The sequence below is a fragment of the Halomonas sp. AOP5-B2-8 genome (assembly GCF_052376475.1).
GTDB lineage: Bacteria > Pseudomonadota > Gammaproteobacteria > Pseudomonadales > Halomonadaceae > Vreelandella > Vreelandella casei.
In genome coordinates this window covers 30,126-47,456 of sequence record NZ_JBQSVS010000006.1, presented here as the reverse complement: position 1 = coordinate 47,456, position 17,331 = coordinate 30,126, and the positions used below count along the sequence as shown (strand labels likewise).

Sequence of the window (17,331 nt, the reverse complement as noted above, 5' to 3'; positions counted from 1 at the left end):
TTGAAGATAAATAAGGAGTGAGTGATGCGTATTTCTCGACTACTGACACCGTTGGCCGCTGCTATTTTAGTCGCAGGTTGTGCCACCTCTGACCCCTACGGTGGCCAAACGCAGCGCTCTAGCACCGCTATGGGTTCGGGCATTGGTGCCGCAATTGGTGCCGCTGCGGGTGCGCTGTCGGGCGATGGCAGTACTAGCCGTCGCGACCGTGCGTTGATTGGTGCTGCCGTCGGCGCTGCCGCAGGTGCTGGCGTTGGTGTCTATATGGACCGCCAAGAGCAGCAGCTGCGTGACAACTTGCAAGGTTCACGTATTGAGATTGATCGCCGCGGTGACGATATCGTCCTCAATATGCCAAGCGGTGTTACGTTTGGTTTTGACTCGGCCGACCTTACCAGTGAAGCACGCAGCGCCCTGAACGAAGTCGCTAGCGTATTGACGCAGTACCAAGACACTCGCGTTAACATTGCTGGTCATACCGATAGCACCGGCGATGCAAGCTATAACCAGCGCCTGTCTGAACGCCGCGCCCAGGCTGTCGGCAGTTACTTAACCCAGAACGGCGTCGGCTCTATGCGCCTCAATACATCCGGGTATGGTGCAACTCAACCAATCGCTAGTAACGACAATGAACAGGGCCGTGCCCAGAACCGTCGCGTCGAAATCACGTTGACCCCCACCGGTGATGGTCAGGGCCAGCGTTAGTAAGCGCGAGTCGCTTAACTACTTATTGCCGCTGATAGCCCGCTATGCTCACATAGCGGGCTTTTTTATTCATCTGCTGACGAGTCCCCATGCTGTCATATCAACATGCCTACCATGCCGGTAACTTTGCCGATGTTCATAAGCATCTTACCCTGTATGCGGTGACCGATTATTTATTACGTAAAGAATCTGCCGTTACATATGTTGATACTCATGCAGGGCGCGGCCTTTATCCCCTTAGTGGGCAAGAGAGCCAACGCTTGCAAGAGTACCGCGAGGGTATTTGGCCACTTTGGCAGCAGCCTAAGTCCAGCGCCCCGCTCTTGGGCGCATGGAAAGAGGTGCTGAGAAGTGCCCAGCCGGACGCAGCCACGTTAACGCATTATCCGGGTTCACCCTGGTGGATGAGTAATGTGCTACGTGGGCAGGATAAGCTGCGTCTGTTTGAACTCCATCCCGGAGAGCACAAGCAGCTTAACGCCCAGGTATTATCGCCTAACGCACAGCGCGTTTTTGGTGATGGTCTAGTGGGATTAACAGATATGCTGCCGGTGAGAACGCCGCGACTGTGCGTGCTTATCGACCCAAGCTATGAGCGCAAAGTGGAGTATCAAGAGGTCGCTGAGACGGTGGTACACGCCTTGGAAAAAGTGCGCCATGGCGTGATATTAATCTGGTATCCATTGCTACCGGCAGGCCACCATCACGCGTTACTAGATACGCTAAAGGGGCGTGGAGTGCGCAAAATCTGGCGCAGCGAGCTGCTATTGCGCGCCCCAGCCGAGCAAGCTCACGGTATGTATGGCAGTGGCATGCTAGTGATTAATCCACCCTGGGGGTTAGATCAGCAGCTAGCGGCGGCAATGGCGGAGATAACGCCGCTACTAGGCTCCAGCAGCCGTTATAGGGCAGATTGGTGGGTACAAGAGTAGCTGCCTTTGCTATTTACCGATACAGAAGTTGCCGAAAATCTCGCCGAGTAGGTCATCGGCGCTGAATTCGCCGGTGATCTCGCCTAATGCCTGCTGGGCGTCACGTAAGTCTTCAGCCAGCAGCTCTCCTGCGCCATAGCCATCAAGCTGAGCACGGCCGGTATCGAGCGCTGTCATGGCGCGGTCAAGCGCATCCAGGTGCCGTCGACGAGCAGAAAAGCGACCTTCGGTGGTAGCGGCAAAGCCCATTACCTCCTTCAAGTGCGCTTTTAAGTTATCCACACCCACCCCCGTTTTGACAGATAGCCGCACGATTGGTGTGCCTGTGGATAGGTCTAAACACGGCTGCTCAGCGCTGGTGTCTATCTTATTACGGACTAAGGTTAGGCGCTGCTGATCCGGTAGGCGTGCCACGAACTCTGGCCAAATCTCCATTGGATCGATTGAATCGGTGGTCGTGGCATCGACTAGCAGCAGCACCCGGTCAGCCTTTTCTATTTCGTCCCAGGCGCGAGCGACGCCGATTTTTTCAACCGCATCGGGGGTATCGCGTAGCCCGGCCGTATCGATGATATGCAGCGGCATGCCATCGATATGAATATGCTCACGCAGCACGTCGCGGGTCGTTCCGGCGATATCGGTAACGATGGCGGTATCCTGCTCGGTAAGCGCATTAAGTAGGCTGGATTTGCCGGCATTAGGACGTCCTGCGATCACCACACTCATACCTTCGCGCAACAGCGCACCTTGCCCCGCGGCTTGACGCACATCGCTAAGCGCCTGCTGTACGCTGCTTAAATGTTGTGCCACATGGCCATCGGCAAGAAAATCGATTTCTTCTTCTGGAAAATCAATGGCCGCTTCGACATAAACACGTAGCTCGATAAGGCGCTCCACTAGCGCGGAGATCCGCTTTGAAAACTCGCCTTGCAGCGAGCGAACGGCGTTTTCTGCCGCCGAGCGTGAGGTTGCATCAATCAGATCGGCAATGGCTTCTGCTTGGGCAAGATCCAGCTTATCGTTCAAAAAAGCCCGTTCGGAAAACTCACCTGGTCGCGCTAAACGAGCACCTAATGCTATGCAACGTTCCAGCAGCATATCCATGATAATCGGGCCGCCGTGCCCCTGAAGCTCGAGTACGTCTTCACCGGTAAAAGAATAAGGGCCATTAAAAAGTAGCGCGATACCTTCATCAATAGTGCCTTCAGCGCCCTGAAAGGGGCCGTAATGGGCGTACCTTGGTGCTGGGCAGTGCCCAATCATAGCTTGGGCGATCTCGCGGCAGGCGGGGCCGGAGACTCGTATAATACCGACGCCACCGCGTCCAGGAGGAGTCGCCAGTGCCGTGATGGTGTCAGGAGTGTAGAGGCGTTCGGCCATGGTGGCTCTCTTTAACAGTGGGCTGAAATAATAATGGATCGTTCCAGTATTGATCACAACTAGTGTGAATTTATTGGTCTTAAAACGCCAGACCCCCGCACGGGGCGGGGGTCTGAAGGCGCAGATTACAGCGGTAAATCACTGTCTCTTTAACTACTTAGTTCTCATGCCTTTGCCGATACTCGGGTCATTTTCGATTTTGCGCGTAATGTAGTACTGCTGCGCCACCGAAATGATGTTGTTGACCACCCAGTAGATGACCAGACCCGCTGGGAACCACAGGAAGAAGAAGGTAAAGATGATGGGTAGCATCTTCATAATCTTCGCCTGCATGGGGTCCGGAGGCGTCGGGTTCAACATCTGCTGAACGAACATCGAGATGCCCATAATGATCGGCAGGATGAAGTAAGGATCCTTCATCGATAGATCTTGAATCCAGAACATAAACGGCGCATGGCGCAATTCAACCGATTCTAGCAGCATCCAGTAAAGAGCGATGAAGACCGGCATCTGGATCACGATAGGCAAACAGCCGCCCAGCGGATTGATCTTCTCTTTCTGATAGAACTTCATCATCTCTTGAGACATTTTTTGACGATCGTCGCCATACATCTCTTTTAGACGCTGCATTTCCGGACCAAGCTTACGCATCCGGCCCATAGACTTGTAAGCCTTGGCAGACAGCGGGAACAGCACGGTCTTAACCAGCACGGTTAGCAGAACAATCGACCAACCCCAGTTACCAACGATTTCATGGATATGATCCAGCAGCCAGAACAGCGGGTTAGCGATAAACCAAAGCCAGCCATAATCCACGGTTAATTGCAGGTTGGGAGCGACCTGTTCTAGGTAGTCCTGAACCTTCGGTCCCATGTACAGCGTTGCGCCCAGAGTAGCTTCACCCTCTGCTGCAATATTGCTTGTGGGGCCGGCAAAGGCGACGACGTTACGATTACTGGAATCGCTGGTGACGTAAAACAGGTTCTGCTGATCCTGCTGCGGTGCCCATGCGGATACAAAGTAGTGCTGAATAATAGCAATCCAGCCACCCTGCGCTTCACGGTTTTCAAACTCACGATTTTGAATATCTTCAAAATTGATTTTCTCGTAGCGAGCATCTGGCGTTGAGTAAGCTGCGCCCAAGTAGGACTTCATACCCATTGAGACGCCGCTGGAAGGGTCGGGGCTATTATCTCGTGCCAACTGACCAATAAACCGCGCAGTAACGGGCGCATCGGTATTGTTAGCTAGGTAGTAATTGACGTTGACCGCATAGCTGCCGCGGTCAAAGGTAAGGCGTTTAATGATCTCAACGCCGTTAACGTCAGCGGTTAGATTAACGCTTAGCTCATCATCGTTATCGCCTAAACGATACTCAGAATTTTCGGGAGTGAACGCGATGCGGCTAGCTTGACCGTCGAGCTGCAGCCCTGAGCGTGCGACATAGCTACGGCTGTTGTTATCCGATAGCAGCACGTAGTTGCGCTCTGAATCGAGTGATTGCTTGTGCTGTGGTAAAGCAGCATAAACAATATCGCCACCGTGGGGATCGATACGCACATCAAGAACGTCGGTCGTGACGGCAATAAAATCGCGGCTTGATGACTCGCTTTCAGTACTGCTCGCGATTCCTTCTCCAACCGGGTCTTGCTGCGGAGAACTGCTGGGAACGGCTAAGCCATCGTCAGTTTCGACATTGCTAGGCACCGCCGAGTTGCTGCGTTGCGTCATTTCAGGAGCCGAATCATAATTTGGCTGCCCGTAATCCTGATTCCACTGGACGACTAACAAATAGGCTAGTACGGCTAGTGGAATCAGTAATAAAAGTCGTTTTACGTCCATGAGGGTTCTGCCCGCTGGGTGGTGAATATACTAGTGGCGCAGTGTCATTTACTTGCCCCTTGACACACGAAAGCCTGCCGGGGGGCAGGCCGAGGTCGAGCGGCGAAGTGTGCACCAAATGTCACGTGTTACGCTCTGGCGTTGGTTCTGCTATCACCGCCTGCGCGTCACGCTGGAGTCGCTTCCACATGCCGTATAACTGGCGATGTAAGGTGTCGTTATCGATATCCTGCACACCCCGCCGCGCAAGAACCACAATATCCACAGAGGGTAAATGGTCTTGGCGAAGGCGTACGGATTCTCGTACGAGACGCTTGAAACGGTTGCGGTCTACGGCGCGTTTAACATTTTTTTTGCTAACTATCAGTCCAAGGCGAGGGTAACCCCGAGTACTAAAGCGAACTAACGCCATCATACCTTTGCCATGCACTTTTAAGTCGGCTTGTTCAAACACGTGACTGAAGTCCCCAGCATTTAGTAACCGTAATTGCCGGGGAAAGCCTTGCTGCGGCACACGCAATCCGAAATCAGGCGCTCAGACGCTTGCGGCCTTTGGCACGGCGGCGTGCTAGGACGGCGCGACCGTTTTTGGTTGCCATACGAGCACGGAAGCCATGCGCGCGCTTGCGCTTGAGAACGCTAGGTTGAAAAGTGCGTTTCATAACTCGTTATTCCCACGTGGTTTAGGACGGAAAGTGAATTCCAAAAAGCCCGGTCCAGTGAGGAACTAGCCGGGGAGATTCAATTCAAGACCGGAAATTGTAGAGACTTCCTACGCCGGGTGCAATTTTTCCTTGCATAAAAAGCCTTGCAGAGGGATTGCAGCGCTGCTTTTGGGATATTGTTGGGCAATCGACGCTACCACTATTATTACTAGTTAGTAGTTCTAAACCTGTTGTTATTAATAGTGGGGATACTATTTGTGGATAAGTGATTTTAATATCCATATTTCAGTAAGTTATAATGATAAAAAATCTGTGTGTAAGTGTCGTATAAGCGGTCTAAAACATGTTGGTTAGATGTTTATAACCTTTAAGAAAACGTTATTATTCATATTTATCCCCCTTTCCTCCCGAGGTTGTCCCGCAGGCTTATTGCAAGTTGTCCACAGGCCAATATGGGTTCCTAAACCCATGTGGATAACCGGAGCTTTGAGCGCTACAATGGTCGGCCGTTTTCAACCGATGGTGAGATGAGTGTCACTGACGCTTTGGCAACAGTGCCTGGACAACCTGCAGGATGAACTGAATTCACAGCAGTTCAATACCTGGATACGCCCGCTGCAGGCAGAGGAAGGAGAGTCCAACGAGCTGCGCTTATTGGCGCCGAATCGCTTTGTGCGTGATTGGGTGAGCGATAAGTACGCCAAGCGGATAAGTGAGCTGATGCGTGAACTAGCCCCCGCGAAACCGCCTAAGGTCAGCCTGACGGTAGGTAGTCGCCGCCCGGCTACGCAGGCGCCTCAGCATCGTGATTTAGGTAATCCTATATCGGCTTCACCATCGCGACCTGCTTCGGCATCGGTGCATACGTCATCGCGGGCAGATGCCGCCGACGAGCGTGAGATCGATAAATTGCGTGAGCAGCAAGCGGCTACGCGGCGCCCCAATGAGCGACAGGTACAAGTTGAGGGCAGCCTGAAACATGGTAGCGGACTTAATCCTAATTTTACCTTTGATACCTTTGTTGAAGGTAAATCGAACCAACTGGCTCGCGCTGCGTCGCGCCAAGTGTCTGAAAACCCTGGTGGTGCCTACAACCCGCTGTTTTTATACGGTGGAGTGGGACTTGGTAAAACTCACTTGATGCATGCTGTTGGCAATGCGTTAGCGACCCGGCGCGAAAATGCTCGCGTTGTATATCTGCATTCCGAGCGATTTGTTGCCGATATGGTGAAGGCATTACAGCTTAATGCGATTAATGATTTTAAACGTTTTTATCGCAGCGTTGATGCCTTACTAATTGATGATATTCAGTTTTTTGCCGGCAAAGAGCGTTCACAAGAAGAGTTCTTCCATACGTTTAATGCACTCTTGGAAGGCGGCCAGCAAATGATCCTGACCTCTGATCGCTATCCGAAAGAGATTAGCGGTGTAGAAGAGCGTCTGAAATCACGCTTTGGCTGGGGGCTGACGGTGGCGATTGAGCCGCCGGAGCTTGAGACACGCGTGGCCATTTTGATGAAGAAGGCTGATCAAGCTAAGGTCGATTTGCCTCACGATGCGGCGTTCTTTATTGCTCAAAAAATTCGCTCTAACGTGCGTGAATTGGAAGGCGCGTTGAAAAAAGTCATCGCTGATTCGCATTTCATGGGCAAAACCATTACCCAAGATTTTATTCGCGAGTCATTAAAAGATCTGTTAGCCCTTCAAGATAAACAGGTTGGCGTTGATAATATTCAACGTACGGTGGCGGAGTATTACAAAATTAAGGTGGCGGACTTACTTTCTAAGCGCCGTTCACGCTCCGTTGCCCGCCCCCGTCAGGTGGCAATGGCGCTTGCTAAAGAGCTAACCAATCATAGCTTGCCAGAGATTGGCGACGCTTTTGGTGGGCGTGATCACACCACGGTGCTGCACGCATGCCGAAAAGTTAAATCGTTGCAGGAAGAAAGTGCGGACATTCGTGAGGACTATAAGAATTTACTGCGCCTGTTGACCAGTTAATCATTCCATAGGACGGACCTGCGATGCGCAGGTCTTTCAGGATTTAGAACCGGAGCATTGATGAAATTTTCGATTTCCCGAGAGGCGCTGCTACGTCCGCTGACGCTGGTCGCCGGTGTCGTCGAGCGTCGCCAAACACTACCTGTGCTTTCTAATGTGTTGATTCAGATAGAAGGCGATCAGGTTTCACTCACCGGTACTGATTTAGAAGTTGAGCTGGTTGGGCGTACCGTAGCAAGCCAAGTTGATCAGCCGGGCGCCGCTACGGTGCCCGCTCGTAAGCTGATGGACATTTGTAAATCTCTTCCCGATCAGTCTGACATTCAGCTTAGCGTTGAAGACGGCCGCGCTATACTGCGCAGCGGTCGTTCGCGTTTTACGCTGTCCACACTACCGGTAGCTGAGTTTCCAAATATTGAAGATGCCGACGGCAGCCAGGAAATTAGCGTGCCTCGCGGTATTTTAAAGCATCTGATTGAAGCCACATCATTTGCCATGGCACAGCAGGATGTGCGCTATTACCTCAACGGCATGCTGCTGGAAATTCAAAGTAACTTGCTACGCACGGTAGCCACAGATGGTCACCGCTTGGCGATGTGCTCTCGGCCAATCGACGTCTCTGTAAGCCAGTCGCAAAAGCTGATTGTCCCGCGTAAAGGCATCTTGGAGCTGTCGCGCTTGTTAGACGACAGCGATGAGCCGGTAAGCCTAACGTTGGGCTCCAGTCATGTTCGTGCGCACACAGGTGATTTCACGTTTACCTCTAAGTTAATCGACGGTAAATTTCCGGATTACGAGCGTGTAGTACCGCGCAATGGCGATAAAGTGTTGATAGCTGAGCGTGCAGAGCTGCGCCAGATGCTTTCACGTACGGCTATTCTGTCGAATGAGAAGTATCGCGGGGTACGCCTTTACCTTGAGGAAAATAATCTTAAAGTAATGGCCAATAACCCTGAGCAGGAAGAAGCTGAAGAAAATATCGCCATTGAGTATAACGGTGGTGCAATGGAAGTGGGTTTCAACGTTGGCTATCTCGTTGATGTGTTAACGGTGCTTAATCAAGAACGGGTGCAAATTACGCTGGCTGACCCAAACAGCAGTGCGCTGCTTGAAGAGCCGGGCGGCGGTGACGCGCTTTATGTCGTAATGCCTATGCGCCTGTAATTATATTACGTATAGAATAACGTGAAGAATTGAGCGGCGCTTCTGATAGCAGAAGCGCCGTTTCTTCTTTGAATGCTACTGGCCTAGTTAGTCTTACTGGTTACCTAGCCTAGAGATATTAGAAGTGACGATAACGAAATGAGCCTAACACTGCTTAATTTCCATGGCTTGCGCAACCTTCTACCGGTTGAGATGACGCCATCGCCTCGTATCAACGTTATTAGTGGTGCTAATGGCAGTGGTAAAACCAGCCTGCTGGAAGGCGTGCATATTCTAGGCATGGGACGTTCATTTCGTACTCGTCAGTTGAAGCATGCCATTCAATCTGAGCAGCCGCATATGACGCTCTTTGGGCGCCTAAGCGGTGAGCCTGAGGTTGCCCTAGGCGTTCGCCGTCTACGTGCCCAGAGAGAGCTAGAATTGCGCTTAAAAGGCGATAAGAACGCTCGGTTAGCAGCCTTGGTTGAAGCAATGCCGCTGCAGCTTATTAATCCGGATGCGTTTCGTTTGCTAGAAGGGTCACCGGCAGGACGGCGTGAGTTTCTGGATTGGGGTGTGTTTCACGTGGAACACAACTTTTTGGGAATATGGAAGCGTACTCGCCGTGCGCTGAAACATCGGAATGCACTGCTTAGGCGTGGTAGAATACAACCCCAGGAAATGGTTGTTTGGGAGCAAGAGCTTGCCAACTGGGGTGAGCAAATGGATATGCTGCGAAGGGCCTGGTTCAGCGATTTTCTACCTGTATTTGAAGAAACCTTAAAAATGCTGTTTCCTTTGCCCGGCCTCTCACTGCGCTACGCGAGAGGGTGGGATAAAGAAAGGTCTCTTTCGGCAGTGCTGCACGATAGCCGCACCACCGATCAGCAGATGGGGTTTACCCAGCAAGGCCCGCAGCGTGCCGATTTACGCATAAGAGTGAATAAACAGCCGGCTGTTGAAGTGCTTTCCAGAGGCCAGCAGAAGTTAGTGGTCAGCGCCATGAAGCTTGCCCAAGGCCGGTTTCTGGAAAGAACAGCGCAGCGACACTGCATTTATCTTATCGATGATTTGCCTGCGGAACTTGACGAACAAAATCGTTATCAGTTTTGTCAGCTACTTGAAGATATGCAGTGCCAAGCTTTTATTACCAGCGTCGAGTCTTCTGCTTTACGACGCACATGGCTTCCTAGTACGGCGGTAAAAATGTTTCACGTGAAACATGCTGAACATGGGCTAAGCCAATTAGTGCAGGACAGCTAAGCAGAAACATCGGCGATACGGAACGAGACAGACTTCACGACGGAGTGGTCAATGAGCGAGCAGGCTTACGATTCATCAAGCATCAAGGTGCTCAAAGGGCTGGACGCAGTACGCAAGCGCCCAGGTATGTATATCGGTGACACCGACGATGGAACCGGTCTGCACCATATGGTCTTCGAGTTGGTGGATAACTCCATCGATGAAGCTTTGGCGGGCCACTGCAGCGAAATTCGCGTTGTCATTCACCCTGATGAGTCGGTCACCGTTAGTGATAACGGCCGCGGTGTTCCTACCGAACTTCATGAGGGTGAGGGGGTTTCCGCCGCTGAAGTTATCATGACGGTACTACACGCGGGCGGTAAATTTGATGACAACTCCTACAAGGTGTCTGGCGGCCTACACGGCGTAGGGGTTTCTGTTGTTAACGCGCTTTCTGCCGAGCTGCGCCTCACCATCTGGCGTCAGGGCGAAGTGTTTGAGCAGCTGTATCGTCACGGTGTTCCTCAGGCGCCTCTTGGCGTGGTCGGGAAAACTGAAAAAAGTGGCACGCGTGTTCATTTCCGCCCCTCGCCAGAAACGTTTGGCAATATCGAGTTCCATTTCGATATATTAGCCAAGCGCCTGCGTGAACTCTCCTTTTTGAATTCCGGCGTTGCCATCCGTTTATTGGATGAGCGCAGCGGTAAAGAGGAGCTGTTTCATTACGAAGGTGGCTTAAAAGCCTTTGTTGATCACCTGAACACCAATAAGAATGTGATTAACCCGGTGTTCCACTTTAATGCTATCCGTGATGATGGCGTTGAAGTTGAGGTGGCCATGCAGTGGAGCGAAGCCTTCACTGAAAATATTTTCTGTTACACCAATAATATTCCTCAGCGGGATGGCGGCGCACATTTGGCGGGCTTTCGTGCCGGCCTTACGCGTACGTTAAATAACTACATCGACGCCGAAAATCTGCTTAAAAAAGCCAAAGTGAACACTACCGGTGATGATGCCCGTGAGGGATTAACGGCGATTATCTCAGTAAAAGTGCCGGACCCTAAGTTTTCATCTCAGACAAAAGACAAGTTGGTTTCCAGCGAAGTTAAAACAGCGGTTGAGCAAGAAATGAGCCGCCTGTTTTCTGAATACCTTGTTGAAAAACCCAACGAAGCTAAAGCAATTGTTAATAAGATGTTAGACGCAGCGCGTGCGCGAGAAGCAGCGCGCAAAGCACGAGACATGACGCGGCGCAAAGGCGCGCTAGATATCGCCGGCTTGCCCGGTAAGCTTGCAGACTGCCAAGAGAAAGATCCGAGCCAATCTGAGCTTTACCTGGTGGAGGGTGACTCTGCAGGTGGCAGTGCGAAGCAGGGGCGCGATCGTCGTACTCAGGCTATTTTGCCGCTTAAGGGTAAAATCCTAAACGTCGAGAAAGCACGTTTCGATAAGATGCTCTCGTCTGCTGAAGTGGGCACCTTAATCACTGCGCTTGGCTGTGGTATCGGCCGTGAAGAATTTAATCCCGATAAGCTGCGTTACCACTCCGTTATTATCATGACGGATGCGGACGTTGACGGTTCGCATATTCGTACCCTGCTGCTGACATTCTTTTTCCGCCAAATGCCGGAATTAATAGAGCGTGGTCACATCTTTATCGCTCAACCGCCGCTTTATAAAATTAAGCGCGGCAAGCAAGAGCTGTATCTTAAAGATGAGCAGGCGATGGTTGATTACTTAACCACGACGGCGTTGGATGGTGCTGGCCTGCATGTTAATTCCAATGCACCGGGCATTAGCGGTTCCCAGCTTGAAACGCTGGTCAACCAGTACCGCACAGTGATGAAGCGAATTGATCGCTTATCGCGCGTTTATCCGAATGAAGTGCTTAAACAGATTATCCATACGTCGGCATTGAAAGGGGAGGCGAGTCTTAAAGATCGTGTCACCATGCAGAACTGGATTGATGAGCTGCAGAAGACAATGGACGATATGGTGGCCTATGAAGGCGGGCCACGGTATCACTTCCATCTTCAGGAAGACACTGAGCGTGCGCTGTACTTACCTACAGTCTCGCTAGTCGCCCACGGGGTGACTACCGACTATGTTTGGGGGCTCGATTTCTTCGAAAGCGCCGACTATCGTGGGATTGCTGAGCTTGGCGCAGTGTTGGATGGCTTCCTTGAAGAAGGGTCTTATATCGCTCGAGGAGAGCGTCAGAAGCCTGTAGCTCACTTTTCCGAAGTCCTTACATGGCTCATGCAAGAAGGCCAGCGTGGCCTGTCCGTGCAGCGCTATAAAGGTCTAGGTGAAATGAACCCCGATCAGCTTTGGGACACTACTATGGATCCTGACAGCCGTCGTATGCTGCGTGTCACCATTGAAGACGCTGTGGGGGCCGATATGATGTTTAATACGCTGATGGGTGATGATGTTGAGCCGCGTCGTGAATTCATCGAGACAAATGCCCTGGTTGCCAATCTCGACGTATAAAAAACGCATCACCATGTTTCACGTGAAACAATGAAAATAAAATGCCGCTGGGTGAATAGCCCGCGGCATTTTTTCGTTTTAACCGTTGGCGTGTAATGCTGGTAGCAAAGGAGGTTTAAATTAATAAACGCTTTAACCTAGTCGTCCAGCGAGAAGCTTATCTGCAAAGTCTGTCAAGTTAGTGCAGATTAATGCGTCATTGAGACCTAGGCCTTTTTGAGCGGTCTGGGTGCCTTTGCCCGTTTTGACGAGGACAAGCCTACAGCCACAAGCGTTACCTGCCTGAAGGTCGCGAAGGCTATCACCTACCATCCAGCTTCCTGACAGGCTCGATAATCCTAATACGCGCTGGATGTCATGAAGCAGTCCAGGCAGCGGCTTGCGGCAAGTACATTTATCGTCGGGACCATGTGGGCAATAGGCAATGTGCGCAATACGGCCTCCTGCGGTCTCTACCAATGTTTTTAAACGGGCGTGGATCTTGGCAAGTACAGTTTCATCATAATACCCCCGCGCAATTCCTGACTGGTTAGTGGCTATGGCTACAATATAGCCTGACTGCGACAAACGAGCGATGGCATCAATTGAATCAGGATAAGGTATCCATTCATCTAGGGACTTTATGTAAGCATCTGAGTCCTGATTGATGACGCCGTCACGGTCAAGAATAACCAGCTTTTGAGGGTATATCGGCATCGAAATCTCGTCGTTATAGGCGCTGATTGAGTGCTGCAAGAGACTGAAGGGTAACGCTTAACTTTCGTCCGTCGCTACCGAAGAATTTAAAGGGTATGCGCCGTAAGTGAAGCAGCTTAGGAAGTGTTTCGCAAAAGCGTTCGCGTACGTCCTGCTTCGCATTCTTCAAACCTTCCACTAGTGCCGGTGTTAAACGCTCATACTGCGCTGGTGATTTATAAAGCTTGCCGTATAGCGAAAAAATAAAGCAGTACCAGTCGCGTACCATGCAATCCACCGGTGCATGAACCTGCCCAGGGTCGGTCTCAAAGTCAATAAAAACAGCTTTATCATCAGTGATAAGAATATTGCGTGCGAAGGCTTCACTCAGGTAGCAGTCTCGGCGATGAACGCTATTAAGTGCTTCAATGCTGAGTGCTAAAATCATATCAATTTGAGCAGCATCATTCGTGCTTTTGATTTTCTCTAGCAATGTGACCGCGGGCTGCTCAGGCGTACCCGCATCAGCCAGCAACAGCGCCTGAGGAGTTTTCGCTAGAATAGTTGGCACCGCAACACCCGCCTTTCGTAGGGTTTCGCTACGGCTAGCTTCAATGAGAATACTTTCTTCACCGCCTATGTTGGGAACCGGTTTAAGCGCATCTAGTTTGAGCCACACGGCCAGTAATTTAAGCGGCGCATAAACCCAACGCGAGTTGCGCTTTGCCGCACGTTTCAGCCACAGCTTCTGTCCGTTGAGGGTATGCGGCGCCATAGTCGCCTGCTGACGAGGGAGAGAGTCGAGTAAAAAAAGATCGTACATAGGTAGGCTCCTCGCGGCTAACTATCAAACAAGTCGTCATATATACTCAGCCACGTAAAACGACTTGTTTTAAAAGCATGTTTTATTTCACATAATATCGATTATTTTACTCTTATATGCCTTTGGAAACAAAAAAGCGCCTTGGCGATGTTATTAGGTCTAGGCCTTGGTTAAATCCGTATGCCGCTAGCCGAAGGCAAACCAGGATAGCATTGGATAGCTATATAGATAAGGATAGACTCAGATGTAGATGACCACCTCATGTTCTCAATGCAGGTCTTTTGACGTTACAAGGTGTTTGGCACTATCGAATGTTTCACGTGAAACAAAAAACCGATGGCGCTAAGCCATCGGTTAAGGGGGAGGGCGGTGAAAAGCTTATTGAGGCAGTAGCGAGATATCGGCCACTTCTAAAAACAGGCCTTGTAGGCTGGCAAGTAGCGCTAATCGATTGCGCTGAATAGCCGGATCGTCTGCCATGACCATTACCTGGTCAAAGAAGGCATCCACGGGCTCGCGCAGCGTGGCCAGTATATCGAGCGCTTTCTGATAGTCACCCAATGCAAACAGCGGTGCCACCTGTGCTTGGTTAGCCGTTACCACCTCGAACAGTTTTTTCTCAGCGTCTTCAGCCAGTAACGCTGAGTCCACCTGAGTGATGTCGGTATTGGTCTGCTTCGCCAAAATGTTAGAAACTCGCTTATTGGCGGATGCCAGCGCTGAGGCTTCATCGCGCTGAGCAAAGGCTTTAACAGCGCGAAGGCGGCGAGCGAAATCAAGCGGGTTCGTCACCGGGCGTGCGCGCACAGCTAGATACATTTCAGCACTAATGCCTTCATCCTGCCCCCAGGCGCGGAAACGGTCCAACATATAAGTCAGCACATCCTCCACAAGCCCGTCTGCCTTAGGCAGGCTCTTATGCTGTTCTGCGGCAACGTTAAGAAGCTCGCGCAGATCAAGATTAAGCTCGCCCTTAACCAGAATGTTAAGCACGCCGATAGAGGCGCGGCGCAAAGCAAAGGGATCTTTTGCGCCAGTGGGGCGTTGACCAATCCCAAAAATACCGACCAGAGTGTCCAGGCGGTCTGCCAAAGCTAATGCCTTACCGGTTGCGCTTTGGGGGATGGCATCGGTGGCAAAACGCGGTAAGTACTGCTCTTCAAGTGCTTGAGAAACGTCGGCAGGCTCACCGTCTTGCTCAGCATAATAGCGTCCCATAATTCCCTGAAGTTCGGGGAATTCGAGTACCATTTCGGTGACTAAGTCGCACTTGGCCAGCGCCACGGCGCGCTGAGCATGAGCAACGTCCGCATTGATCTTTTCTGCAATAAAGGTCGCCACAACTGTACTGCGACGCGCTTTGTCCGCCAGGGTGCCTAACTGCTTTTGGAATACAACGCTTTCCAGCAGCGGAGTCCTGGCGGCAAGTGTACGCTTGCGATCGACTTCGTAGAAAAAAGCAGCGTCGGCTAAACGCGGGCGAATCACTTTTTCGTTACCGGCGATAACTTGATCCGGGTCCGTGCTGTCGATATTAGCAATGGTGATAAATAGCGGCTTCAGCTTGCCGGCGTCATCTAAAAGATGGAAATACTTTTGGTTGGCTTTCATGGAAGAAATCAGGCATTCCGCCGGCACCTCAAGAAAGCGCTCATCAAAGCTTCCGGTAAGGGCTACCGGCCACTCAACTAAACCGCTTACTTCTATGAGAAGCTCTTCGTCGATAACGGCATTAGCTTCTTGTACTTCGGCTTCCGCCAACACCTGCTCGCGGATGCGCTCACGGCGCTGCACGCGGTCTACCAGCACGTATGCATTTTCCAAGCTGGCGACGTAGTCATCGGCATGCGCCAGCTGAATGGCATCCGGCGCATGAAAACGGTGGCCGAAGGTCGTGCGGCTGGCCTGCAAGCCAAGCACTTCGGCGGCCACAACGTCGTTGCCGTAAAGCGCTAAAAGCCAGTGCACGGGCCGTGAAAATTCAATGCGTGAGGCACCCCAGCGCATATATTTAGGGACCGGAAGTGCACTGATAGTTTTGCGCAGAATCTCAGGTAGCAATGCCTGAATCGACTCGCCTTGCTGCTGCTCACGAAATGCCAACCAGGTGCCTTTATCAGTATCTAAATGAATTAGATCGTCAACCGTGACGCCGCAGGAGCGGGCAAAACCTTCGGCAGCTTTCGTAGCAACGCCATCTTTAAAGGCTGCTGCCAGGGCTGGGCCACGCCGTTCAACATCGCGATCGGGCTGCTTGTCCGCAAGCTCGAATACTTGCACTGCCAGCCGCCGCGGTGTCGCAAAAGCGGCAACGCTGGCAAAGGGAACGTCGGCTTCCTTCAGGCCTTTTTCAATACCGGCGGCAAAGGCGTCCGACAGTGCGTCTAATGCTTTCGGCGGCAGCTCTTCAGCACCCAGTTCTAATAAGAGCGTATTAACAGCCATTTAATCGTCTCCCTGGTCGGCGAGTAGTTCGCGGCGAAGTATTTCTGGCGCCATGGGGAAACCTTCTGCCTTACGCGACTCAAAGTAAGCGGTGGCAATATCACGGGCCATGGTCCGGACGCGCAAAATAAAGCGCTGACGTTCGGTGACTGAAATAGCGTGACGCGCATCCAATAGGTTAAACGTGTGCGATGCTTTCAGCACCTGCTCGTAGGCAGGTAAGGGCAAGCTTGCTGCGAGAAGCTTGCTGCACTCTTTTTCCTGGTGGTCGAAGGAGGCAAATAGCTGATCGACATCGGCATGTTCAAAGTTATAGGCGGATTGTTCGCGCTCATTTTGCAAGTAAACGTCGCCATAGGTGACCTTGCTACCATCTGGAGCCGTGGCCCAAACAAGGTCGTAAACGCTGTCGACGTTTTGCAGGTACATGGCGATACGCTCAAGCCCATAGGTGAGCTCGCCGGTAACCGGGTAGCACTCAATGCCACCTGCCTGCTGAAAGTAGGTAAACTGGGTAACTTCCATGCCGTTTAGCCAGATTTCCCAGCCAAGGCCCCAAGCGCCCAGTGTAGGAGACTCCCAGTTGTCTTCTACAAAGCGCACATCGTGAACCAGCGGGTCTAGGCCTAGCCGCTTGAGCGAGCCCAGATAAAGGTCTTGGAAGTTACTCGGCGATGGTTTCATCACCACTTGGAACTGATAATAGTGCTGCAGGCGGTTAGGGTTTTCGCCATAGCGACCATCGGTGGGGCGTCGGGAAGGCTGCACGTAGGCAGCATTCCACGTTTCTGGCCCAATGGCGCGCAGAAACGTCGCTGGGTGAAAAGTGCCTGCGCCGACTTCCATATCGAGCGGCTGGAGAATGACGCAACCCTGTTCTGCCCAGTACTGCTGCAGAGCAAGGATCAAGCCTTGAAAGGTCGACACATCAGGTGTCGATTGGTTTGTCGAGACACTCATCGCGGAAAGCACCGTTGGCCATGAA

General features: G+C 51.7%; 14 protein-coding genes. 6 read left to right on the top strand and 8 right to left on the bottom strand.

Going from position 1 to position 17,331, the window contains the following annotated elements; all coding sequences use genetic code 11:
* The first annotated feature begins 24 nt into the window (after positions 1–24).
* Both ACT3RP_RS14480 and ACT3RP_RS14475 read left to right on the top strand, forming a co-directional pair.
* Positions 25–705 carry a YiaD family glycine zipper/OmpA-like lipoprotein gene (locus tag ACT3RP_RS14480; protein ID WP_441684352.1) on the top strand — a complete coding sequence of 227 codons (681 nt, stop codon included), beginning with the start codon at positions 25–27 and terminating at the stop codon, positions 703–705.
* An 89-nt stretch (positions 706–794) separates the two neighbouring features.
* Entirely contained in the window at positions 795–1,637 is an 843-nt protein-coding gene (locus ACT3RP_RS14475) for a 23S rRNA (adenine(2030)-N(6))-methyltransferase RlmJ (protein WP_483394050.1), read from the top strand.
* Positions 1,638–1,646: 9 nt separating this feature from the next.
* On the opposite strand, the gene mnmE is transcribed toward ACT3RP_RS14475, so the two are convergent.
* From mnmE to rpmH, 4 genes are all read right to left on the bottom strand, one after another.
* Positions 1,647–3,017: a tRNA uridine-5-carboxymethylaminomethyl(34) synthesis GTPase MnmE gene (mnmE, locus tag ACT3RP_RS14470; protein WP_483394049.1), complete on the bottom strand. Its 1,371-nt coding sequence runs from the start codon at positions 3,015–3,017 to the stop codon at positions 1,647–1,649.
* 153 nt (positions 3,018–3,170) lie between these two features.
* Positions 3,171–4,859 (bottom strand): membrane protein insertase YidC, encoded by a 1,689-nt coding sequence (gene yidC, locus ACT3RP_RS14465; protein WP_096276691.1) that lies wholly within the window; start codon positions 4,857–4,859, stop codon positions 3,171–3,173.
* A 121-nt stretch (positions 4,860–4,980) separates the two neighbouring features.
* Positions 4,981–5,373 (bottom strand): ribonuclease P protein component, encoded by a 393-nt coding sequence (gene rnpA, locus ACT3RP_RS14460; protein ID WP_096276688.1) that lies wholly within the window; start codon positions 5,371–5,373, stop codon positions 4,981–4,983.
* Positions 5,374–5,386: 13 nt separating this feature from the next.
* Positions 5,387–5,521, bottom strand: a complete 135-nt coding sequence (gene rpmH, locus ACT3RP_RS14455) for a 50S ribosomal protein L34 (protein ID WP_008959105.1) — start codon at positions 5,519–5,521, stop codon at positions 5,387–5,389.
* 534 nt (positions 5,522–6,055) lie between these two features.
* Here rpmH and dnaA point away from each other — a divergent pair.
* From dnaA to gyrB, 4 genes are all read left to right on the top strand, one after another.
* Entirely contained in the window at positions 6,056–7,525 is a 1,470-nt protein-coding gene (dnaA, locus tag ACT3RP_RS14450; protein ID WP_096276686.1) for a chromosomal replication initiator protein DnaA, read from the top strand.
* 60 nt (positions 7,526–7,585) lie between these two features.
* A complete protein-coding gene (gene dnaN / locus ACT3RP_RS14445; RefSeq protein WP_096276684.1) occupies positions 7,586–8,689 on the top strand; it encodes a DNA polymerase III subunit beta in 1,104 nt (367 codons plus the stop codon).
* 138 nt (positions 8,690–8,827) lie between these two features.
* The gene (recF, locus tag ACT3RP_RS14440; RefSeq protein WP_483394048.1) at positions 8,828–9,931 is read left to right on the top strand and encodes a DNA replication/repair protein RecF; all 1,104 of its coding nucleotides are present in this window, start codon (positions 8,828–8,830) and stop codon (positions 9,929–9,931) included.
* Between the two features lie 51 nt (positions 9,932–9,982).
* On the top strand, positions 9,983–12,403 hold the full coding sequence (gene gyrB, locus ACT3RP_RS14435) for a DNA topoisomerase (ATP-hydrolyzing) subunit B (protein ID WP_483394047.1): 2,421 nt from the start codon (positions 9,983–9,985) through the stop codon (positions 12,401–12,403).
* 132 nt (positions 12,404–12,535) lie between these two features.
* Here the strand turns inward: gyrB and gmhB are convergent, their stop codons facing one another.
* The 4 genes from gmhB to glyQ form a co-directional block, all read right to left on the bottom strand.
* Entirely contained in the window at positions 12,536–13,099 is a 564-nt protein-coding gene (gmhB, locus tag ACT3RP_RS14430; RefSeq protein ID WP_483394046.1) for a D-glycero-beta-D-manno-heptose 1,7-bisphosphate 7-phosphatase, read from the bottom strand.
* A 13-nt stretch (positions 13,100–13,112) separates the two neighbouring features.
* A complete protein-coding gene (locus ACT3RP_RS14425; protein ID WP_483394045.1) occupies positions 13,113–13,901 on the bottom strand; it encodes a BUD32 family EKC/KEOPS complex subunit in 789 nt (262 codons plus the stop codon).
* Positions 13,902–14,279: 378 nt separating this feature from the next.
* Complete coding sequence (glyS, locus tag ACT3RP_RS14420) at positions 14,280–16,346, bottom strand: glycine--tRNA ligase subunit beta (protein WP_483394044.1); 2,067 nt, start codon at positions 16,344–16,346, stop codon at positions 14,280–14,282.
* Positions 16,347–17,306, bottom strand: a complete 960-nt coding sequence (glyQ, locus tag ACT3RP_RS14415; RefSeq protein ID WP_193063001.1) for a glycine--tRNA ligase subunit alpha — start codon at positions 17,304–17,306, stop codon at positions 16,347–16,349.
* Positions 17,307–17,331: the final 25 nt, after the last annotated feature.